At 71.0% G+C, this 18,844-nt stretch carries 19 protein-coding genes; 14 read left to right on the top strand and 5 right to left on the bottom strand.

Features of this window, described 5'->3' with window-relative positions; translation table 11 throughout:
• Positions 1–567: 567 nt before the first annotated feature.
• Both FRADC12_RS27850 and FRADC12_RS27845 read right to left on the bottom strand, forming a co-directional pair.
• Positions 568–1,746: an ISAs1 family transposase gene (locus FRADC12_RS27850; RefSeq protein ID WP_045878828.1), complete on the bottom strand. Its 1,179-nt coding sequence runs from the start codon at positions 1,744–1,746 to the stop codon at positions 568–570.
• Positions 1,747–2,722: 976 nt separating this feature from the next.
• Complete coding sequence (locus FRADC12_RS27845) at positions 2,723–3,040, bottom strand: hypothetical protein (RefSeq protein WP_045878827.1); 318 nt, start codon at positions 3,038–3,040, stop codon at positions 2,723–2,725.
• Between the two features lie 44 nt (positions 3,041–3,084).
• Here FRADC12_RS27845 and FRADC12_RS27840 point away from each other — a divergent pair, with 44 nt between their 5' ends.
• From FRADC12_RS27840 to FRADC12_RS27830, 5 genes are all read left to right on the top strand, one after another.
• Complete coding sequence (locus FRADC12_RS27840) at positions 3,085–3,402, top strand: helix-turn-helix domain-containing protein (RefSeq protein WP_084011440.1); 318 nt, start codon at positions 3,085–3,087, stop codon at positions 3,400–3,402.
• A 6-nt stretch (positions 3,403–3,408) separates the two neighbouring features.
• Complete coding sequence (locus tag FRADC12_RS27835; protein ID WP_052711229.1) at positions 3,409–3,792, top strand: PIN domain-containing protein; 384 nt, start codon at positions 3,409–3,411, stop codon at positions 3,790–3,792.
• A complete protein-coding gene (locus tag FRADC12_RS35295) occupies positions 3,789–4,010 on the top strand; it encodes a VapC50 family PIN domain-containing toxin (RefSeq protein WP_502685326.1) in 222 nt (73 codons plus the stop codon). The genes FRADC12_RS27835 and FRADC12_RS35295 overlap by 4 nt, the downstream gene beginning before the upstream one ends.
• A 77-nt stretch (positions 4,011–4,087) precedes the next feature.
• Positions 4,088–4,342 carry a hypothetical protein gene (locus FRADC12_RS31880; protein WP_157489089.1) on the top strand — a complete coding sequence of 85 codons (255 nt, stop codon included), beginning with the start codon at positions 4,088–4,090 and terminating at the stop codon, positions 4,340–4,342.
• 293 nt (positions 4,343–4,635) lie between these two features.
• Positions 4,636–6,063, top strand: a complete 1,428-nt coding sequence (locus FRADC12_RS27830) for a DEAD/DEAH box helicase (RefSeq protein WP_084011236.1) — start codon at positions 4,636–4,638, stop codon at positions 6,061–6,063.
• A gap of 131 nt (positions 6,064–6,194) precedes the next feature.
• Here the strand turns inward: FRADC12_RS27830 and FRADC12_RS27825 are convergent, their stop codons facing one another.
• Positions 6,195–8,504 carry an acyl-CoA dehydrogenase family protein gene (locus FRADC12_RS27825; RefSeq protein WP_045878825.1) on the bottom strand — a complete coding sequence of 770 codons (2,310 nt, stop codon included), beginning with the start codon at positions 8,502–8,504 and terminating at the stop codon, positions 6,195–6,197.
• A 250-nt stretch (positions 8,505–8,754) separates the two neighbouring features.
• Between FRADC12_RS27825 and FRADC12_RS27820 the strand changes: the two genes are divergently transcribed.
• From FRADC12_RS27820 to FRADC12_RS27810, 3 genes are all read left to right on the top strand, one after another.
• Positions 8,755–9,750 carry an aromatic ring-hydroxylating oxygenase subunit alpha gene (locus tag FRADC12_RS27820; RefSeq protein WP_045878824.1) on the top strand — a complete coding sequence of 332 codons (996 nt, stop codon included), beginning with the start codon at positions 8,755–8,757 and terminating at the stop codon, positions 9,748–9,750.
• A 597-nt stretch (positions 9,751–10,347) separates the two neighbouring features.
• Positions 10,348–10,470: a hypothetical protein gene (locus tag FRADC12_RS33965; protein ID WP_255355232.1), complete on the top strand. Its 123-nt coding sequence runs from the start codon at positions 10,348–10,350 to the stop codon at positions 10,468–10,470.
• An 80-nt stretch (positions 10,471–10,550) separates the two neighbouring features.
• Positions 10,551–11,123 (top strand): DoxX family protein, encoded by a 573-nt coding sequence (locus FRADC12_RS27810; RefSeq protein WP_045880356.1) that lies wholly within the window; start codon positions 10,551–10,553, stop codon positions 11,121–11,123.
• A 10-nt stretch (positions 11,124–11,133) separates the two neighbouring features.
• Here FRADC12_RS27810 and FRADC12_RS33700 read toward each other — a convergent pair whose 3' ends face one another.
• A complete protein-coding gene (locus FRADC12_RS33700) occupies positions 11,134–12,300 on the bottom strand; it encodes a hypothetical protein (protein ID WP_045878823.1) in 1,167 nt (388 codons plus the stop codon).
• A 236-nt stretch (positions 12,301–12,536) separates the two neighbouring features.
• Here FRADC12_RS33700 and FRADC12_RS27800 point away from each other — a divergent pair, with 236 nt between their 5' ends.
• Together FRADC12_RS27800 and FRADC12_RS27795 are read left to right on the top strand one after the other, a co-directional pair.
• Complete coding sequence (locus tag FRADC12_RS27800) at positions 12,537–12,932, top strand: lipopolysaccharide assembly protein LapA domain-containing protein (protein ID WP_045878822.1); 396 nt, start codon at positions 12,537–12,539, stop codon at positions 12,930–12,932.
• A gap of 82 nt (positions 12,933–13,014) precedes the next feature.
• Positions 13,015–13,593, top strand: coding sequence for a PaaI family thioesterase (locus FRADC12_RS27795; protein ID WP_232304087.1), 579 nt, complete (start codon positions 13,015–13,017; stop codon positions 13,591–13,593).
• A gap of 44 nt (positions 13,594–13,637) precedes the next feature.
• On the opposite strand, the gene FRADC12_RS27790 is transcribed toward FRADC12_RS27795, so the two are convergent.
• Positions 13,638–14,285 (bottom strand): MBL fold metallo-hydrolase, encoded by a 648-nt coding sequence (locus FRADC12_RS27790; protein ID WP_045878820.1) that lies wholly within the window; start codon positions 14,283–14,285, stop codon positions 13,638–13,640.
• Between the two features lie 406 nt (positions 14,286–14,691).
• Between FRADC12_RS27790 and FRADC12_RS27785 the strand changes: the two genes are divergently transcribed.
• From FRADC12_RS27785 to scpB, 4 genes are all read left to right on the top strand, one after another.
• Positions 14,692–15,678: a ParA family protein gene (locus FRADC12_RS27785; protein ID WP_157489088.1), complete on the top strand. Its 987-nt coding sequence runs from the start codon at positions 14,692–14,694 to the stop codon at positions 15,676–15,678.
• Between the two features lie 198 nt (positions 15,679–15,876).
• Positions 15,877–16,566, top strand: coding sequence for a zinc metalloprotease (locus FRADC12_RS27780; RefSeq protein ID WP_045878818.1), 690 nt, complete (start codon positions 15,877–15,879; stop codon positions 16,564–16,566).
• 187 nt (positions 16,567–16,753) lie between these two features.
• Entirely contained in the window at positions 16,754–17,713 is a 960-nt protein-coding gene (locus FRADC12_RS27775; protein WP_045880355.1) for a segregation and condensation protein A, read from the top strand.
• Between the two features lie 362 nt (positions 17,714–18,075).
• Positions 18,076–18,627 carry an SMC-Scp complex subunit ScpB gene (gene scpB / locus FRADC12_RS27770; protein WP_045880354.1) on the top strand — a complete coding sequence of 184 codons (552 nt, stop codon included), beginning with the start codon at positions 18,076–18,078 and terminating at the stop codon, positions 18,625–18,627.
• Positions 18,628–18,844: the final 217 nt, after the last annotated feature.

The following is an 18,844-nucleotide window of genomic DNA, read 5'->3' as shown; positions in this document are numbered from 1 at the left end:
GGAAACGCTGATGCTCCCGCCACCGGCCCCCAGAGCTGGCCTTCCACCCCCCCGCCACGCGCCGCGATACCACCGGCAGGCACCCGGGAATCATCCACCCGAAAACGATCAGGCCAATCATCCAGCCATTACCAGCCGCAGATCCTGATCAAGAAAACTGCGAAACTCTAGTCAGGATGCCATTAACCACTCCACCTTGCTGCAGAGAACACGCTTTGCAGTGTGGATAGAGAGTAGTGATAGCCCGTCGATAGGCGCGATGGCCAGTGGCGGGTGCCGTTGTCATCCCAGACCATGCCGGCGGCGTCGTCGGAATCGACCGACGTGGCGTGACTGGCAGGCCGCGGGCGCTGGCCGAGGCCCATCACGCTGCTGAAAGGTCAGATCCGGGTCTCGCGCGACGATCTGAACGTCTGGCTCGACGGTCTGACCCCCGGCGTCTCCGCTGATGAGCCGAGCCCCCAGTCGGTGGCCTGGTCCCCTCCGACGACGAACGGAGGACGACCTTCGACGTCCGGGTTTGGTCCAGGGCCTCGCGAAGATCGCACTGCGTGTTGATCGGCTACGCTAGGTAGCGAGGTACTGGACGGCTCTATTACGGTCGCGGCCAATCTCCTGCACAGTTTCCTTGATCTTGGTGACGCCGTGGAGGCGTAGTAGGCCGAGCGCGAGATTGCGGATGATCGCGAGATTGTGCGGGCCGTTTTCTTGGTGGGCTTGGCAGGCATCTTCCCGCCAGGTGGTGTCGCGGACGTAATGGACACGGTTCTCTATGCCCCAGTGCATTCGGACGTGGGTGTTGATAGCGTCCGGAGCGGCGCGCTCACCGCGCAGGCTGGTGACAATGAAGGCGTATTCCTTGCTGAGACGGGCGCCGGTGAGATCGAATTCTTCGCGGCAGATGACGGCTATTGTTCGGGCCCGTGGGAAACGGATGTCATCCACGGGTCGCGTCCAAGTCGTCCAGCGCTTGATACTTCCGCGGGAGCATTCCTCGACCTCATGCCCCGGTGTTTTCTGAATAACCGGCAGGAGGCGATCGAAGATTTGCTGGAAGAGCTTCGTCTGGTTCCCCTTGACAGTGAACACGTAGTCGATTCGTTTTTTCCAGAGTAGGATCGCGGTTTTGACCTGCGTGTGCGCGGCGTCTGCGGTGATGACGGTTCGGCCGCGCTCGTGTTTGATGTTTTTGAGTAGGTTCGCGACCTGGGTGATCTCGTTGGTATCCGCGGGGACCTTGGTCTGGGCGATGACGACCCCCTGGTTGTGAGTCATGGCAGAGAACAGCGTGAACTGCTGGTTCTCCGTGCTCCAAGCGCCGCGCAAGACCTTACCGTCCAGGGCGATCACCAGATCGCCGTTGTGATCGCGGGTCGCTTGTTCGTGCAGCCAGGTGCCGACGACCAGGTCCAGCACATGCGAGTTGACTCCTTTGAGGGTCTCGCGGATGGTGGATTCGCAGGGAACGGTGTAGCAGCCCCGAAAATAGCCGTAGGGCGCGCCGAGTGCGGCGAGGAGCCCTTGGGAGAGGTCGGCCGCCTCGCTTCCGATCTCGCGGTAACACGTGGCGCCAGCGAGCGTCGCGACGGTCGCCGTGGCAAGCACGAACTCGAGGTCGTAAACCCGGCCCCGGGCGTCGCGGAAATCCTTCACAAGACGCAGCATGGCAAGAAGTCGACCGATTTTTTCTTTGCCGGCGTTGTCAAGGCCGCTCGACAAAGCGGCGCCGGTCTGGCATGATGACACTTGGCGGCCTTCTGTCTCGGGGGATTGTTTGTTCGCACTCTCATTGTCCCGATCAGGAGGCCGTCGTTTCGCAACGGCGGCTCTTGTTTTCGTCAATTCAACGGCCATGGCGACTGGGCGCACAGCGGCGGATTTTCGGGTAGGCATTCGTAGCTGCCGATGGCGTCATTTCCGATAGCTCGGAAGCGCGGGCGGCGAGATTCCGGCCGGAAGGAACTGCACCCGCGAGACCCGTCGAAACCTGGACCGAGAGCTTGATCGTGACGATTACTCAGAGCGATAGTTCGCTACCTGGAGTGATCTTCCCTTGGCCCTGGGGTTTGGTCCCTCAAGCGGATCCGCCTCAAGGCGGTTTCTGTAGGCAGGTTCTCTGACAGTTCGGGGGCCGGCCCCGCGCGACGCGGAGATCCTCGAACGGTCCCGGGAAGCAGGCGCGTTCACGAAGTCGCTGTTGTCCACGACGTTGACGGCGGGGTCGCTGCGAGCCGTGATCGTCGATGACGCGGAGCCGGGTTCGATCGAAACGGCCGAGCTGCCTGCGAGGGGAGCGGCAGCGTCAAAGGCTGACTTGCTTGAGTTCCGTACTTGTCGCGCCTTGGCGGCTCGCCATGGCGTCCCCCCGGCGTGGCCTATTCAGGAAGCTTGACTCCGGCTCTCTGAATCCAGGCCACGCCGGGCGTGGCGTTCAGTAGTGGCCATGCTGGCTGGGACAGGCACTCCTTCGGGCCCGAGGGGATGCCCCGGGCCGGGTGATGGCGCTTCCAAAGTCGATCTCTGGCCTGTTCTGGGCCTGTTTGAGGTAGCGAAACGACGACAGACAGAGCGAGATCTCGAAAGGCAAAGTTCCTGGTAGACCAGCTGATCGTCTCGTTCGTGCTGGTCAGGGAACCAAGGTCTCTGAATCCGGCTTACAGGCCGACTCGTCCCCCAAACGCCTGTGGCACAGGCACTTCGCCTTCGTGATCTAGATCGTGATCTAGATCGTGGCCTGTTCTGGGCCTGATTCTTCTTCGATCATGGTTCCGAGTGTGCGGTCCACGGCGAGTCGGGTGCCCTCGTCGTTGTCCGGGCCCCGCGCGAGCACGGGTTGGGGCGGGGCGGCTCGGGCGGCGGTGACGACCTGGACTGGGCCGTGGTGCCAGCGGCGTGCGGGATTGTCGGCGTGCAGCAGCCGTCCGTAGCGGTGCCGCGGGCCGGGTACGCCGCGGACGACGCTGTCCCGGGTCGGCTGGTAGGTGGGTGCGCGGATCGCGTTGCACCAAGCGGTGCTCGCCGTTCGTCTCCTCGGCGGCATATCGGGCCAGCTCCTGCGCAAGGTAGGTCTTGCCGGTGCCGGCGATGCAGGCCGGCCTCGCCGTCACGGTCGCGCCGCACCATCTGCTGCTGTCCACCCAGGAAGCCGCGGACCTGCTGCGCATCTCGCGCACCACCCTGGTCCGGCTGCTGGAGACCGGAGTCATCCCGCTCGAGAAACCCAGTCGCCACCGTAGAGTCCGCCTCGATGACCTCCTCGGGTACCGCCGCCGCCAGCGCAACGCCGCGGAGCTCGCCTTCGCGGACATGGTTACCGACACCGAACGTCTCGGCCTCTATGACGTCGACCCGGACGAGGCACGCACGGCTCTCAAGGCCGCGCGTACGAAGACCCAAGGCTGACCGCAGGTGTTCAGCGCGCCGCTCGACACCTGCGTCCTCGTGCCCAGCGGGGCACGTGACGTGCTACTTGAGATCGCCAGTACCGGTGCATACCGGCCACCGTGGCCCACGGAGGTCCTCGGTGAGCTCGACCGGACACTGCGCACGCTGCTAGGTAAGCGAGGAACCTCTCCGCAAGAGACCGAGGCCTGCCTGACTCGTCTCTTCCGGCAGATGCAGACCGCCTTCCCGGACGCGGTCGTGACGGGCTGGGAGCCGCTTGTGCCCACCGTCGGACTGCCCGACCCCGATGACCGGCATGTGGTCGCCGCCGCCCGTGCTGGCCGCGCCGACGTGATCGTCACCGACAACCTCGCCGACTTCCCGCTCAGCGCGCTACCGCGCCACTGACCCGTCAGTCCCTGGACGGCTTCCTCCTCGACGAGCTCGATCTTCACCCCGACCAGGTCGTGACCGCTGTCCGTGCCATCGCTGCCAGGACGGGAAGGTCAGGCCCCGCGCTGACGGCCTACGACATCGCCGGCTACCTGCGCACACACGGGACGCCGGTCTTCGGCGAACGCCTCTTGGCTGCACTCGACCCCCCGCGCACTGGCCACGCTGGCTGATCCGCTGACGGCGCCTCGCCGCCTCTGAGCAAGCCCCACCACCCGACGACGATGACGCCGAAGATCAGAAAGACGCGTTGCCCTGGGAGTTCAAGGACCTGCGGCTCCACCGCGCACGGGAGAGACTCAAGCTCGCCGAGTGGGCCGTCGTGCTCGCCTACGTCGACGGGACCGGACCCGAGAGCTGGGACGACGCCGCCCGCGCCGCCGGCCAGACACCCAAGGCCGCAGCGCGCGTCCGCCGCAAGATTCGCAGGGACAACAAGGAAATCACAGCGCGACGAAGTCCGGACATGGTCTCACCCTCAAGGTGGCATACCGCAGTCAGATGACGCCAAACCGTGGCGGCCTCCGACTAGACGGACAGCTTGGGCCGGTATCGCCGCAACCTGCGGGCGACCCGGTTGGCACCGTTGCGCGCTCGGACCGGCTATGCTGGCGGTAATCAGCTCGTCGAGCTCCTGCCGCGAGTTGTCCGCGCGTCGTAGCGCAGGCCTGTCAACACCCGTTTCTCAGCATCGGGCCTTCGCTCCGCGTGTAACTGGTCGAGATCCTCGGATCCCCGGTTGTCGGCGGGACATCGCACAGATAGCGATTTTTCTTGTCTTCGTTCACCGATCTTGGCGTGCCTGCGCGCCTGACCGCCGTTCTCACCCGTCTCGCCATCGAGACGCCCACCCCCATCCAGCGGGCGACGCTGCCGGACGCCCTCGCTGGGCGTGACATCCTCGGCCGCGGCCGCACGGGATCCGGCAAGACATTCGCGTTCCTCCTGCCCGTGGTCGCACGGCTGTCGGGCGGGCCCCGGGCCCGCGCCGGGGCTCCGCGCGCGCTGATCCTGGCGCCCACCCGCGAGCTCGCCGCGCAGATCGACACCGCTCTGCGGCCGCTCGCCGCCGCGGCCGGCCTCACCTCGTGCACCGTGTTCGGTGGCGTGGGCCAGAACCCGCAGGTGGCCGCGATCCGGCGGGGCGCCGACATCGTCGTGGCCTGTCCGGGCCGGCTCGAGGACCTCCTCGCGCAGGGGCACTGCTCGCTGGCCCAGGTGAAGATCACCGTGCTGGACGAGGCCGACCACATGGCCGACCTGGGGTTCCTTCCGGCCGTACGCCGGCTGATCGGCCAGACCCCGGCCGGCGGGCAGCGGATGCTGTTCTCGGCCACCCTGGACCGGGCGATCGACACCCTGGTGCGCCAGTACCTGCGCAATCCGGCCGTGCATGAGGCCGACTCCACCCAGTCCCCGGTGGGCACCATGGCGCACCATCTGCTGCACGTCGAACGGGACAGCCGGCTCCCCGTGCTCGTCGATCTGTCCAGCGCGCCGGGACGCACGGTCGTGTTCACCCGCACGAAGCACGGGGCCAAGGCTCTGGCCCGCCACCTCAACCGCGCCGGCGTGCCCACGGTCGAGCTGCACGGCAACCTCAGCCAGAACGCCCGTACCCGCAACCTCGACGACTTCCGCGAAGGCCGGGCCTCGGCGCTGGTCGCCACCGACATCGCCGCCCGCGGCATCCACGTCGACGACGTCGCCCTCGTGATCCACGCCGACCCACCGGCCGACCACAAGGCATACCTGCACCGTTCCGGACGCACCGCGCGCGCCGGCAACAGTGGCACCGTCATCACCCTGGCGACCACGGATCAGATCCGTGAGGTCACGCTACTGGCCCGCGCCGCCGGCATCCGGCCGACGACCACGCGGGTCGCGACTGCCGACCACCCGATACTCTCCACGCTCGCTCCCGGCGCTCGGTCGCTCACCAGCCCCGCGGTCGCGATCGAGCCGGAGACCAGAACCAGCCCAGCCCGGCGAGTGCCAGCCGGCGCAGGCCGCGGCAGCGAGCCGGCACCTCGGACGGGCAGACGGCGTGGGGGCCGCCCCGCCGGCGGCCGCGGCCACCGTGCCGGGCGAGGCACGGCCGCTCGATCTCTCGCGACCACGGCGCGCGTCAGCTCAGCAGATCACGAGGCCGGCCCGTCGACCGCGGAACGACCCAGGTCGCGACCGGCCCACAGCGCCGCGATGTTCAGCGCGCGCGCCCGCTGACCAGACGCACGAGTCAGGAGAGGCGAGGTCGCCCGCCAGGGTGCTGACGGGCGGGCGCAGACGCCGAGGCCCGCGGTGACGGAGCAAGCCTGTCGGCGCCGCGGCGGTGATCACCGCGGCGCCCCGCCCGATCAGCTGGAGCGAGTTCCCTGGCGGGTCTTGGGCAGGCCGAGTCGTTGTTCGGCGACGAGGTTGCGGGCGATCTCGGTGGTGCCGCCCTGGATCGTGACGACGCAGGAATGGCGCGCGGCGCGTTCGATCTCGCCGCCGGCGGCCGGCGCCGCGGCGCCCCCGGCGCGGCCGGGCAGGATGCCGCCGAGACCCGCCGCGTCCTGGAGCTCACGGCTGGCCCGCTGGTAGGCGGTCGAGGCGAACAGTTTCGCGATGGTGCCCGCGACCGCGGGCGACTTTCCGGCGACGCTGAGCCAGGCGGTCAGCGCGGTGAGCAGAAAGGCGGCCTCCGCGTCAGACCTGGCTCGGGCGATCGCCGTCAGCACGGCAGGGTCGTCGGCCGGGCGTTGCCCGCCGAGCCAGCCGTCCGCGGGCGCTGGAACCCGGGCCCACGCCGTCACGGCGCCGAGCAGCGGTTCGAGCATCGCGGTGCTCCCCATGACCCCGCGCTCCAGGCTCAGCCCGATGGCCATGACCTGCCAGCCTCCGTCCACCTCGCCGAGCCGGCAGGAGTCCGGAACGATCACGTCGTCGTAGAAGACGATATTGGTCCGCTCGTCGGCGATCGTGTGGATGGGCTGGATGGAGATGCCCGGGGTGTCCATGGGCACCAGGAACATCGTCAGGCCGCGGTGCTTGGGCACGTCAGGGTTCGTCCGCGTGAGCAGCAGGCAGTGGGCGGCGGTGTGCGCGAGGGTGGTCCACATCTTCTGGCCGTTGATCCGCCAGGCGGAGTGCGCCTCGTCGACGGGCACGGCCCGGGTGCGCGCCGCGGCCACGTCGGAGCCCGAGCCCGGCTCGGAGTAGCCGAGTACCGCCGTGGCCTCACCCGCCAGCAGCGCCGGCAGCACACCCGCGCGCAGCGCCGAGCCTCCGATCTGGTCTAGGACGCCGGCGACGATCATTGTTGTGCCGATCCCGTGGTACGGGGCGTCGGCCAGTTCCAGCTCGCGGAACAGGACGGCAAGTTCGTAGGGGTCGCGGGCGGCCCGGCCGCCGGGCTGCGCGGCGGCGAGCCAGCCCCGGCGCGCCAACGCCCGGTGCAGCGCGGGCACATGCACGGTGCCGGTCCGGCGTGCCTCGTGGCGGATCTCGTCCGTCAGCCAGGAGCGGACGAAGCCGCGGACCTCGGCGGCGAACGCGGCGAGAGGCTGGTTGTACGCGAAGGACGTGCCGTCGGAGTCCCGCGGGCCGGCCGGGGCCACCGTCCCGACCACCCCGGGCGCCCGCCCAGCGGAGTCGGTGCCGTCGGCCGGTCCGTCGACAAGGTCGCGGCCAAGCTCCCGGGCGAGGCCGCGCGGTGCTCCGGCCAGGGCCGGGTAGGCGCGCGCCCGGCGGAAGAACAGCTGCGCGTCGTGCTCGACGGCGACGCCAAGGCCTCCGTGGTACTGGACGGCGCGTTCGGAGGCCTGCCGGGCTGCGTCCGTCGCGAACAGGGCGGCCATCGCCGCGAGCTGGGGGCCGTCGGCACCGGTGACCGACGCGTGTCCGGTGTCGAGGCTCCAGGCCGCCTCCCGGGCGAGCAGCGCCGCCGCGTCCACCAGCCCCGGCAGGTCGGCGAGGCCATGCTGTACGCCCTGGAACGACCCGATCGGCACGCCGAACTGGACGCGATCCTTCACCCACCGGACCGCGAGCCGCAGCGCGCCGTCGGTGAGGCCGGCGAGCCAGCCGGCCATCAGGACCAGCCACTCCGATCGGGCCCGGGCAAACGCGGCCGGCGCCGCGTCGCCGCCGAGCACCTGCGCGCCATGCAGGTCGCGGTCTGCGACGGCGAGGTCGCCCTGGTTGGGGAGCGTGGCGTCGGGCGGAGGAGCGGACCGGCTCGCGACGAGCTGCCCGTCGACGACCGCCAGGACCAGTCCCGCGACCGCCCCCGCCGGCACGGCCACCCCTACACCGGCGCGCACCCGCGTCGCCAGTGTCGCGATCAGCTCGCCGGCCACGACGGCCGGTAGGTCGGGGTGCTCGGGCGCGGCCGCGGCAAGCAGCCGCGCGGCCGCGACGTGCTCGGCGAACGGCACGGGCGCGAGCACACGGCCCAGCTCCACCGCGGCCATGACCGGCGCGTGCAGCCCGGTCCCGCCACCGTCGAGCTCCTCGGCGACCGCCAGGCCCGCGAGCCCCGCCGCGCACAGCTCGGCCCAGAGCGCCGGGTCATGCCCCGACGGCTCGGCCTCCCGCGCCGCCACCAGGCCGGGACGCCTGGCGAGCACGGCCGCGGCCAGCTCCCCAGCCGCCCGCCCTGCCTCGTCCACCGACAGATCCATCCGCGCTCCCCATGCTCGTTCCGCGCGGCGGGCGCTGCTGACGGCCCGCCGAGAGACGCAACATGTATATATTATTCGCCGCCGGATCCCGGTCCTGGGAGTCGGTTCGCGCTGGTCCTGGGCTTGCGGGCTCGCCACGGACCAGGTGACCGACCGCCTGTCCGCCGACGGCGGGCCGTGAACGCCCTTGCCGTCCGTTCCACGTGGATGCTAGATAAATCTAGAGCTTTCAACGAGGGGACGTCGTCGCATGAAGGTTCCGTTCACCTGGAGGCCGACCGGCTGGTTCATGATCGGCTGGTCCCAGGAGTTCCCCACCGGCCAGGCGCGCCCGCTGCGCTACCTGGGCGAGGACCTGGTCGCCTACCGGGGCGACGACGGCGCGCTCCACGTCCTGCAGGCCCACTGCCGCCACCTCGGCGCGCACCTGGGCCACGGTGGCAAGGTCAACGGCGACTGCGTCGAGTGCCCGTTCCACGGCTGGATCTGGGGACCGGACGGGCGCAACCGCTACATCCCGTACCAGGACCGGCCCAACCGTGCCGCGGCGCTGCGGGTCTATCCGGTCCGCGAGCAGTACGGCTGCGTGTTCCTCTGGCACCAGCCGGACGGCGCGGCCCCCAGCTGGGAGATGCCTGACATCTTCCGGCTCTACCCGCAGTACGAGACCGACCCGGCCGCCTACTACCCGCCGTACCCGGCGCTGTCCCGCAAGTCGCAGCGGGAGCCGGTGCACCCGCAGATCCCGGGCGAGAACGCCGCGGACAGCATGCACTTCCGCTACGTCCACCACGCCACCGTCACGCCCGTCCTGCTCGACTGGCAGGCCGACGACCACGGATGGCTGTTCGAGACGGGCTGGCCTGACAGGCGGAGCGACGACCCGAACGCGATGGCGCTGCGCATCCACAGCTACCTGTTCGGCCTCGGCGGAGCGATCAGCGCGTTCGACGGCGCGGACAACTACCGCCTCATCTTCGCGACCACGCCCGTCGAGGACGGCTGCTCGGACATGTTCTACTCGATCTGGTGGCCCCGTCTTCCGGGTGACACCGCCGAGACTCCGCCCGCCGACGTGCTCGAGCGTCTCGAGAAGGAGTTCCTGTCCACTCTGGACGACGACCTCGAGATCTGGCGCTACCAGGACTACATCGAGCACCCCGTGATGGCCGTCCAGGATGCCAAGCCCTACATGGCCTATCGGCGCTGGGCGACGCAGTTCTACGAGATCGCGCCGGGGGAGTAGCCGCCGGGATGGAGCCAGGGCGCGAACCGGGCGCGTCTTTCTGGACGGAATCGCGTGACCGTAGATCGCTGGTCAGTAAATACCCAAAGGTCTGCTGCCAGGCTCGGGTGATCAGACTGGTGGTCGCGGTCATCTGGGCGCGCGACTCCTTCTTGGCGACCTTGCCGGTCGCCGTCCTGGGCAGCTCGGCGACGAGGTGCGGCGCCTCCGGGCACGTGAAGACGGCCAGCCGCCTGAGGCCCGGTCCCACATCGCCTCGGTACGCATGGCCTGGTCGGGTGGGTGCGCTCGTGCCGGTGTGCCGTCGCGCGGAGGCGCCGCGAGCCGCTCTCGTCCGTGCGTCCCGTTGCAGTGACCTGAAACATCTACATATACCCAGAGGTCACGCGACGTCGCGCCTCGGAACGCGGTCAGCGTGGCCGGGCCTCGGCGGGCTCGATCAACGCCCGCCTGCACGTCACCTGGGACGGGGCGGCGGCGCCGCGCAGGCCGGGACCAGCCCGCTCGACTCGCGCCTTCACGCTCGCCGTCGTGTGAGTTCTGGTACGGGTCTTCCGGCGAGCCGGCGAGTATCAGCGCAAGATCCAGCTGGAGAGCATGGCGATCGCCTTCGCCGCCGTCCTCGTTGGCCTTCAGGTCGCCGTGCTGCTCGATGCCGCTGACATCATCGGGCTGCGTCCCCAGCGAGGCGATCGTCATCGGGGGCGTGGGGATCTGTGAGCCCGGGTGTGAATCGGGCGAGCGGGCAGACTTGTCGTGACCATAGAGTCACTGCCTGCTGTCATGGAATGGGGGTCGACATGAGACTTCTCACCGAGCGGCACCCGGCGCCGTACCGGACGCCCTACCCCGCACCGCTTCTTCCCTCTCGCCCCGCGCCGTCGCGCGTGGCTGTGTCCGCGGACGATGTCGGGCGGCTGCTCCTGCGGGCAACCGTCGGCCTGCTGCTCGCCGGGCACGGCGCGCAGAAGCTGTTCGGCCTGTTCGGCGGAGAGGGCCTCGCCGCGACCGGCAGAGGCTTCACACACCTCGGCTACCCTCCCGGCAACCTGTTCGCCGGGCTCGCCGGAGCCTCGGAACTCCTCGGCGGCCTTGGCCTCGCTGCCGGCCTGCTCACGCCCTTGTCGGCCGCGGCCGTCGTCGGCGTCATGATCAACGCGATGGTCGTGACCGCCTCGAACGGGCTGTGGGGCACCAACGGAGGCATCGAGTACCCACTGACCATCGCGGTCGTCGCGCTCACCGTGGCGGCGATCGGCGCCGGACGTCTCGCGCTCGACCGCCTGTTCCGGCGCCGTGACGGCGGACTGCCCGAGATGCTCTTCGCTCTCTGCCTGGGCGGTATCAGCGCCGCCATCGTGCTGGCGATCTAGTCAGCCCGGATCAGAGGCGAGGGAGTACATCGGTGAGCAGGGTGTCGAGCGTGTGGCGGGCGCTGGCGTCGTCGTGGCCGAGAACCATCGACAGGTCCGCGACGCCGAGCTCGCGGTAGCGGGTCAGACCGTCGAGGATTCGCTCAGCCGAGCCGGCGAGCACGTGGCGCTCGACCTGGGCCCCGTCCGGCACGGCCGATCCGGCCTCGACGTAGATCCGGTGGGTGAGTGGTCCGCCGCCGAGATCGCGCCACCGTGCGGCCAGCGGCGCGTGTTCGTCGGGCAGCGCCCGGGATGCCTGACAGGGCAGCCCGAGCCGGGCTGCCAGCCGCATCGTCGCCGCGGCGCCTGCCAGCCAGATCGGCGGGCCACCCGGCGTGAGCAGCTGCGGGGACAGCAGCTCACCGCGCAGGCCGGCGCGCAGTTCGTCGAGGCATTCCCGGAAGCGTCTGCCGCGCTCGGCCGGCGTCCCCCCCGCGGTAGGCGAGCTCGTCGTCCCAGAACCCGGCCGCGACGGCGAGCACGAACCGGCCCTCGGCCAGCTGGTCAAGGGCCGCGGCCTGCCGGACCGGCCCGTCGATGTCGCGTACCGGCAGAACCGCGGCGGTGATCCCGATGCGGATGCCTGGGTACCGCCCGGCGAGCCAGGGGCACCGGCGAGGCCGTCGCGACGCCGGCCAGTACGACGGCCGCGACCAGCAGGCACCCGATCGCGTGGGCAGGCTCCGACGGGAGTGCCGCTGGTGGTGACGCCGCCGGTGGCCGAGGCGTACGCGGGCAATGCTGTCGCCCACAGCATCACGAAGACCGCCAGGAAGAGGCCGCCGTAGCCGACGGCGAACGACGGGCGTTCGGTCTGCGGGGCCGAGCCGGTCCGCGTGGCCCGCCACCGCTGGTAGAGGACGGGGCCGGCGACGACCGCGAACGCCACGACACACAGCCACAGGACGACCGCTTGTGCGCCGTTGTTGCCGTCGCCGACGACCGGCGACGGCAGGCTGCGGTCCTCGAACGGCACGTGCTCGTTGATCCCGGCCGCGATGACCTTGAGCAGGCGGTTGATGTGCCACAGCACGGCGGGCAGCACGCGCAGCCGGTAGACCTCGCCACCGAACTCCCGGTAGATCCGCAGGCCGGAGCTGAGTCGTAGGACGTGCGGCCGGTCCGCCTGAGCCAAGAGTCGGCCCGCCGCCGAAGGGCCTGCCTTGCGGTGCCGTCCGTCGCACCCGCCCGGCGCCCGGGGGTCTCGTCGCCTGGCTGGCCGGCCCGTGTCGGCACCCTCGCGCGGCTGCTCCGGCGGGCTGAGAAGACTGTCCGACGACGCACGCGGCGCGCTGAGCGGGTCTTCTGGTGCGCTGTAGATCTAGACTGAGAACGGCAACACGTGCCACGTCGCAGGGGAGTGGGTCAGGTATGACCGCGCCAGGGCAGCCCGCCGGCAGCTACGGATACGTCAACCCGGCGCCGGGGCAGATCCCGCCGCCGACCGCGCCGAGCGGGCCGACGCAGGTGGGTCCGCCCGGCCAGCCGACGGGCAGCCAGCGCCGCAACCACGGCGGGGTCAGCTGGGTCGTCTACGCGGTCACCGTCCTCATCCTGATCCTGGCGATCCTGGTCGCGCTGTTCGTCGCGAAGAACGGCCAGACGGTCCCGATCTGGCTGTTCGGCAGCCGCAAATACATGTCTGTCGCCGCGGCGCTGACCATCGCCTCCGGCGCCGGCCTGGTCGTCGGGCTCCTGGTCGGCGTGATCGCGCAGATCCCGCTGCGCCGGCGGCTGAGGGCGGCCAAGCGGCGGCTCGAGGGCTGAGCGGCCCCGCGTGCCCTCGCGCGGGTGAGACGTTGGCCGCGCAGCGTCTCTCGGCGGCGGGTGCTTGGATATGGTCCGGCGAGTGACGGCCTATCGCACCGACATCCCGACGGACGCGGTCGAGCCGACCCGCCACCCGGACGCGCCGGCGCCCGGCTTCGTCCTGCCATCGCACTACGCGAGCTGCTTCGGCTGCGGGCCAGCCCAGCCGCACGGCCTGCACATGCGGATCGTCGTCGGCACGGGCTGCGAGCTCACCGCGACGTTCGAGGTCACCGCGGACCACCAGGGCGCGCCCGGCCTCGCCCACGGCGGGCTGCTGGCGTCAGCGCTCGACGAGATCCTCGGCATGCTCGGCCACCTGACCCGGATGAGTTGCGTCACCGCTCGGCTGGAGACCGACTTCCGCCGGCCGGTCCCCGTAGGTACCACCCTGTACCTGAGCTCCCGGGCCGACGCGGTGGCCGGCCGCAAGCTGTACGCCAGCGGGGAGGGGCACCTGGACGCGTCGGACGGGCCGGTCGCCGTGCGGGCCCGCGCGCTGTTCGTCCAGGTCGGCCTGGAGCACTTCACCAAGAACGGTCGTTCCGACGAGATCGCCGCGATCAGCCGCGACCCGAGCCTGATCACCCACATCGGCGACTACACCGTCGGCCCCTGAGCTGCCCTGAGCGTCCTTGGCCAACGGGCCCGGGGGCGGAGGGTTCAGTGCCCGCGCGCCACCCACGCGTCGTAGTCGTGGGCCTCCAGCCCGATCCAGGTGTCGTCGCCGTGGCCGGGATGCACGATCGTGTCGGGGGGCAGGGCGAAGAGCTTCTCCCGGATCGACATGAGGATCGTCGGGAAGTCCGAGTACGACCAGCCGGTGCCCCCTGGCCCGCCGCGCATCAGTGTGTCGCCGCTGAACAGCGTCGGCCCGGTGGCGAACCGCCCGAACAGGCAGATCCCGCCGGGGGAGTGCCCCGGGGTGTGCAGCACGTGCAGCGTCCCGCCCGGGACGGGGATCGGCGCGCCGTCGACGAGGGCCCGGTCCGGCCGCCGCGCCGGGTAGACCGACTCCCAGAGCAGGTGGTCGGCCCGGTGCAGGGCGATCGGCGCGTCGACGAGGTCCGCGAGCTCGACGGCGGCGTTGATGTGGTCGTTGTGCCCGTGCGTCGCGACGATCCCGTTGACCCGCCGGCCGTCGACCGCGGCGACGATCACCGCCGGGTCGTGCGCCGCGTCGATGACCAGCACCTCGGTGTCGTCGCCGAGCAGCCACACGTTGTTGTCGACCTTGACGGTCTGCCCGTCCAGGCTGAAGTCCCCGCGGGTCAGCACGCGCTCCACCCGTGGAATGACCGGACTGCTCACGAGCGATCCTCTCGGCCTCGGCCGGCGCGGCCGTGCGGTGGCCGGCGCGTGGTCAGTGCGACGGCGACGGTCACCCGTCAGGCGCGTTGGACACGCATGATCGCACCTGAGCCCCCCACCGCGCTCGCCTGGTGACCCACCGCACCCGGCCCCAATTTTGGCGGTCGCTCCGCAGCCCCGGCCAACGGGTAACCAGGAAGAACGCTTTGAGCCAATCGCGGCCCTGTTCCTGACCCTGGACGGGGGCCCGGCCTCGATTTCCCGCCTTGGCGTGTCGGCCCCACCCATCGCCGCTTACGGCCCATCTTGTCGGTACGCTCCAGACGCGCCCCGGGTCTGCTGCTGCCCCCACGGCCTGTGCCAACGCAGGCCGTGCCACCCGGAAAGACGAATGGCAGGTTCAGTCGTGGCTGGTTTCTCCGACGCGCCCTCGGTGGGCGGCACCTCTCGGGTGCCCTTCGGCGAGGTCAACATCGACAAGCCGCGGATCCCCGCTGAGGGCCGGCTGGAGATGGCGCAGGACGACGAGAACGTCGGCCAGGTCGGGCCGACCGGGCGGCCGATGCCGTTGTTCCCGGTGCCCGAGCAGCTCCCGTCGCACGGTCCCGCCTGGATTCTCGCCATGTGCAACCAGAAGGGCGGCGTCGGAAAGACGACCAGCACGATCAACCTGGGCGCCGCGCTCGCCGAGTACGGCCGCCGGGTGCTGCTGGTCGATTTCGACCCGCAGGGCGCGCTGTCAGTCGGCCTCGGCATCAACCCGAACCAGTTCGAGCTGACGGTGCACGACCTGCTGCTCGGCGGCGGGGACACCCACGTCAACGATGTGATCATCGAGACGCAGGTCGAGGGCCTCGACCTGCTGCCGAGCAACATCGACCTGTCGGCCGGTGAGGTGCTGCTGGTCAGCGAGGTCGGCCGCGAGCACAGCCTGGCCCGCGCGCTGACACCCGTCCACGACGAGTACGACGTCATCCTCGTCGACTGCCAGCCGTCGCTGGGCCTGCTCACCGTGAACGCGCTGACGGCCGCTCATGCGGTGATCATCCCGCTGGAGTGCGAGTACTTCGCGCTGCGCGGGGTGGCCCTGCTCCTGCAGACGATCGACAAGGTCCGCGAGCGGCTCAACTCCCGCCTCGACCTCGCCGGCATCCTCGCGACCATGTACGACGCCCGCACCCTGCACGCCCGTGAGGTGCTGGCCCGGGTGGTCGAGCGGTTCCCCGAAGAGGTCTTCCACACCGTGATCAACCGGACGGTCCGCTTCCCGGAGACCACGGTCGCCGGCGAGCCCATCACGACCTACGCGCCCACCTCGGTCGGCGCCGCCGGCTACCGGCGGCTCGCCCGGGAGCTGATGAGCCGCCACGCGCGGCCTCCGCTGGTCGGCTGACTCGGCCCTTCACCGCGAGAGCCCCGCGCCGCGCCGGCGACGCCGATCTGGCCGGGCTGGGGCGGGCAGGCGCCCTCCTGGGCGCTGCGCGACCCGCGGGTGGGAGAATCAACGCGACCCGGGGCGTTAGACGGGTGACGGAGACGGACTGGCGGGTCGGGACCGGTCCGCTGCCCTACAGAAGACGGACGAGTCGTCGTGCTGTTTCACCTGGCCGAGCCTTCGGCCCTGCTCGGGATCGTCGTCGCCCTGCTCATCGGGGTCTACGCACACGACACCGCCCAGATCTACGCCGCGAAGCTGCTCGGCGACCCGTCGGCCCGCCGGTCCGGGCGGCTGACGGCCCGGCCGCTGCCTACCCGGGTCAGCCCGTTCAGCGCGGTGTCGATGGTCCTGGTCGGCAACGGCTGGACCGAGCCGATCCGGATGAACGAGGTCTGGCGTAAGCGGCGGTTCCACATCTGCGCGGCGCTGCTCGCCGGGCCGCTGGCCTACCTGCTGCTCGCGTTCGGTGCGATCGCGGCACTGGCGGCGGTCACCGACCCGGGCCACATCGCCGACGGCAGCCGGGTGATCGAGGTCGGCCGGGTCGGCGGGTTCGGCGCGCACCTGCTCCTCTGGATGGCGATCACCTTCGCGTCGATGTTCGTCCTCAGCCTGATCCCGATCCCGCCCACCGACGGCGGCAGGGTTCTGTTCCTCCTGGCCCCGGCCTCGCAGGGCTGGAAGAACGCCAACTACAAGCTCACGGAGTCCCACCTCGGCGTCGTCCTGCTGCTGGTGATCCTCCTGATCCCCGTCCTGCTGCCGAGCCTTCCGAACGTCGTCGGCCAGCTCGTCCCGCCCTTGCTGCGCGGGCTGGGCGGCATCGTCGGCATCAGCCTGTGAGCAGGCCCAACGAGGGGTGACCGCTTCGCCCGCTCCCGGCTGGCCATGTCGCCGGATGGTCGGTGATCGGCGGTAGCGTTGCGCCATGACGCCGGGCCGTGGATCCGCTTCTTCGGGAGCCGCGGTGCTGCGCGCGGTCCCTGACGAGGGGGAGGCCGCCGTGTCGGCCGAGGAGGCCGCCGAGCCGATGGCCGCCCAACCTGCGCCGCCACCCGGCCCACCCGAGCCGACCGCCGGCGCCGGCACCCCATCCGCGGACGCGTTGCCGCTGACCGCGCGCAGCGGCCGGTCCGAGGCGTTCCTCGTCGAGCTGGAGAACTTCTCCGGCCCGTTCGACCTGCTGCTGTCCCTGATCGCCAAGCACAAGATGGACGTCACCGAGGTGGCGCTGGCGAAGGTCACCGACGAGTTCGTGGCCCACCTGCGCCGGCTCGGCGACCGGTTCGACCTCGGGCAGGCCACCGAGTTCCTCGTGATCGCCGCGACCCTGCTGGACCTGAAGGCCGCCCGGCTGCTGCCCACCTCCGGCGGTGACGGCGAGGACGAGGACCTCGCGCTGCTGGAGGCCCGCGACCTGTTGTTCGCCCGGCTGCTGCAGTACAAGGCCTACAAGGAAGCTGCGGCGATCTTCCAGACGCTGATGGCGCTCGAGTCCCGGCACACGCCGCGCGCCGTCGCGCTGGAGCCGAGGTACGCCGCCGCGCTGCCCGAGGTGCAGATCACCGTCGGCCCTTCCGAGCTCGCCGCGATGGCGGCCCGGCTGCGCGAGCCGGTGCTGCCGCCGGTCGTCGCCGTCGACCACGTGCACGCCCCGCGGGTCAGCGTCCGGGAGCACATGCTCGTGCTGATCCAGCGGCTGCGCGAGCTGGGCGCCGCGTCGTTCCGGACGCTGTGCGTCGGCTGCCGGGAGACCATCGAGGTCGTCGCCCGGTTCCTGGCGCTGCTGGAGCTGTTCCGTGAGGGCCGGATCTCCTTCGAGCAGGACACTCCGCTGGGCGAGCTGATCGTGCGCTGGAGCGAGCAGCAGCCCGACGGCACGGACATCGGCGGCGGCCTCACCCCTGTCGCCGAGCTGCCCGCGCGCAGCGACTTCGACGACGACCTGGACCCTGACAACGAGGACGCGGACGAGGAGGCCGGGCGTTGACCGAGGACCCCGCCGAGCAGCATCCCCAGAACATCCCCGGCCCGCGCCCAGCCCCCGAGAACGCCGCCATCGAGCCTGCGGAGGCACGGGTCGAGGACCCGGCGGCAGTCGACGAGACCGGGTCCGCGGGTGAGCCGGACGAGACGGTGGCGCAGGCCGAGGAACCGACCGCGGCCGGCGCGGCCCAGTCCGCCGGCGAGGCCGACGGCGTGCCTGCGCGGGTCGAGGACCCGGCGGTGGTCGGCGAGACCCTGCCCGCAAGTGAGCCCGACGGCGTGCCCACGCGGGTCGAGGAACCGGCGGCGCTCGGCGAGACCGGGTCCGCTGAGGAGCCGACGCCTGGCGACGAGCCCGAGCCCGATCTGGCGAACCGCCCGCCGCTGGTGGCGCTCGTCGAGGCCGTGCTGATGGTCGCGGAGAAGCCCGTCGGCGTCGCCGAGCTGGCCACCGGGCTGTCCGCGCACGCCCTGGAGGTCGAGCGGGTGCTCGCCGAGCTCGCGGCCCAGTACCGGGCGGACGGCCGCGGCTTCGACCTGCGCAACGTCGGCGGCGGCTGGCGGTTTTACACCGCGGAGGAGTGCGCCCCCTGGGTCGAGCGGTTCGTGCTCGCCGGCCAGATGTCGAAGCTGTCCCAGGCGGCGCTGGAGACGCTGGCCGTCGTCGCCTACCAGCAGCCGGTCAGCCGCGGCCGGATCTCCGCTGTCCGCGGGGTCTCGGCCGACGGCGTGATCCGCACCCTCACCGCCCGCGGGCTGGTCGAGGAGGCCGCCACCGACCCGGAGACGGGCGCGATCCTCTACCGCACCACCGACTACTTCCTCGAGCGGATGGGGCTGCGCGGCCTCGACGAGCTTCCCCCGCTCGCCCCGCTGCTGCCCGGTTTCGACGACATTGAGGACCTCATCGCCCCGTGACGGTGCCGGCCCGCCCGGCTGGGCCGGAGCGCGCGACGCCCGCTTGCCCGCGGTCCGTAACCTGGACATGAACATCCCCGGAACGCGGCGACGAGGCCGCGGCGGTGTGGCGGACGTGGCGGAAGTGGTGCGCAGGTGAGCGGGACGGCAGAGCGTGGGTCGACGGCAGAGCGTGGGTCGACGGCGGGGCGCGGCGGCGGGCGCGGTGAGGCGGCTG

Source organism: Pseudofrankia sp. DC12, from assembly GCF_000966285.1.
Taxonomy (GTDB): domain Bacteria; phylum Actinomycetota; class Actinomycetes; order Frankiales; family Frankiaceae; genus Pseudofrankia.
The sequence above is the reverse complement of the archived record's forward strand: the minus strand, read 5'-3'. Positions and strand labels throughout refer to the sequence as shown.

Excerpts from the sequence above, each read along its gene's own strand:
- FRADC12_RS27825 (WP_045878825.1), bottom strand. The coding sequence starts at position 8,504 with ATGGATCTGTCGGTGGACGAGGCAGGGCGGGCGGCTGGGGAGCTGGCC.
- FRADC12_RS27800 (WP_045878822.1), top strand. The coding sequence starts at position 12,537 with ATGACCGCGCCAGGGCAGCCCGCCGGCAGCTACGGATACGTCAACCCG.
- FRADC12_RS27810 (WP_045880356.1), top strand. The coding sequence starts at position 10,551 with ATGAGACTTCTCACCGAGCGGCACCCGGCGCCGTACCGGACGCCCTAC.
- FRADC12_RS27775 (WP_045880355.1), top strand. The coding sequence starts at position 16,754 with ATGGCCGCCCAACCTGCGCCGCCACCCGGCCCACCCGAGCCGACCGCC.
- FRADC12_RS33965 (WP_255355232.1), top strand. The coding sequence starts at position 10,348 with ATGGCGATCGCCTTCGCCGCCGTCCTCGTTGGCCTTCAGGTCGCCGTG.
- FRADC12_RS27845 (WP_045878827.1), bottom strand. The coding sequence starts at position 3,040 with ATGCCGCCGAGGAGACGAACGGCGAGCACCGCTTGGTGCAACGCGATC.
- FRADC12_RS27820 (WP_045878824.1), top strand. The coding sequence starts at position 8,755 with ATGAAGGTTCCGTTCACCTGGAGGCCGACCGGCTGGTTCATGATCGGC.
- FRADC12_RS27840 (WP_084011440.1), top strand. The coding sequence starts at position 3,085 with ATGCAGGCCGGCCTCGCCGTCACGGTCGCGCCGCACCATCTGCTGCTG.